Consider the following 1,433-nt stretch of genomic DNA (forward strand, 5'->3'; position numbering starts at 1 on the left):
TCCACCGCGATCCGCCTGACCCGGACCCCGTCCGCCTCACAGACCGCGACCAGCTCCTCCAGCGCCTGCACCTCACCCGAAACAACCACCGAGGAGGGCCCGTTGACCGCGGCCACGGAGATCCTCTCCCCACCCCAAGGCGCGATCCGCTCCCGCACCTCGGCAGCCGGCAACGGAACCGACACCATGCCGCCCAGTCCGGCAAGGACCCGACCGATCGCCTGACTGCGCAACGCCACCACCCGGGCGGCATCCTCCAACGACAAGATCCCCGCCACACACGCGGCCGCGATCTCACCCTGCGAGTGACCGATCACCGCACCCGGACGAACCCCGACCGAACGCCACACCTCCACCAGCGACACCATCACCGCGAACAACGCCGGCTGCACCACATCCACCCGGTCCAAGGAAGGGGCATGCTCGGCACCCCGGAGGACCTCGACCAACGACCAGTCGGTAAAGGGCTCCAGCGCCTTCGCACACTCATCCACCCGGGCAGCAAACACAGGTGAAGCGTCCAACAGAGCCTCGGCCATGCCCACCCATTGCGACCCCTGTCCGGGGAAGACGAAAGCGGTCTTGCCCCCGATGACCGACCCCTGGACGAGCTGGGGTGCGGTGCCCCCGGCGGCCAGGGCGGCGAGCCCCGCGAGGTGCTCCTCCCGGTCCCGGCCGATCAACACGGCACGCCTGTCGTGGGCCGTACGCGTGCTGGCCAGGGAGTGGCCGACATCGACATGTCGCAGGTCAGGACGGGTGGCGAGGTGGTGAAGCAGGCGTTCCGCCTGGCCGCGCAGCGCGTTCTCGGTCTTCGCCGTCAGCGGCCAGGGCAGCGGAAGCGGCCCGTCCGGGGGCGCCGTGGTCAGTAGGGGGTGGGGGGCCGGCGCAACAGGGGTTTCCTGCTCCGGCGACCCCTGTTCCACCGGGGCCTGTTCGATGATGGCATGGGCGTTGGTCCCGCTGAAGCCGAACGACGACACACCCGCGCGCCAGGGCCGGCCGCCCGTCTCGGGCCAGGACCGCTCCTCGGTCAGCAGCTCGACCTCGCCCGCGCTCCAGTCCACGTGCGGGGTGGGCTCGGCGATGTGCAGGCTCCGCGGCAGCAGGCCGTGCTGCATGGCCAGCACCATCTTCATGACGCCGGCGACACCGGCGGCGGCCTGCGCGTGACCGATGTTGGACTTGATCGAGCCGAGGAGCAGCGGCCGGTCCTCCGGGCGGTCCTGGCCGTACGTGGCCAGCAGCGCCTGGGCCTCGATCGGGTCGCCCAGCGTCGTGCCCGTGCCGTGCGCCTCGACGGCGTCCACGTCGGCGGCCGACAGCCCGGCGTTGGCAAGGGCCTGCCGGATGACGCGCTGCTGCGAGGGTCCGTTCGGGGCGGTCAGGCCGTTGCTCGCACCGTCCTGGTTGACCGCCGTACCGCGGATCAC

General features: G+C 71.5%; 1 protein-coding gene. It reads right to left on the reverse strand.

The annotated features are described in order from the left end of the window. Nucleotides 1-1,433: type I polyketide synthase (locus AB0I68_RS39075; RefSeq protein ID WP_363182209.1), on the reverse strand; the 1,433-nt coding region annotated here is incomplete at both ends.

Source organism: Streptomyces sp. NPDC050448, from assembly GCF_040655295.1.
Taxonomy (GTDB): domain Bacteria; phylum Actinomycetota; class Actinomycetes; order Streptomycetales; family Streptomycetaceae; genus Streptomyces.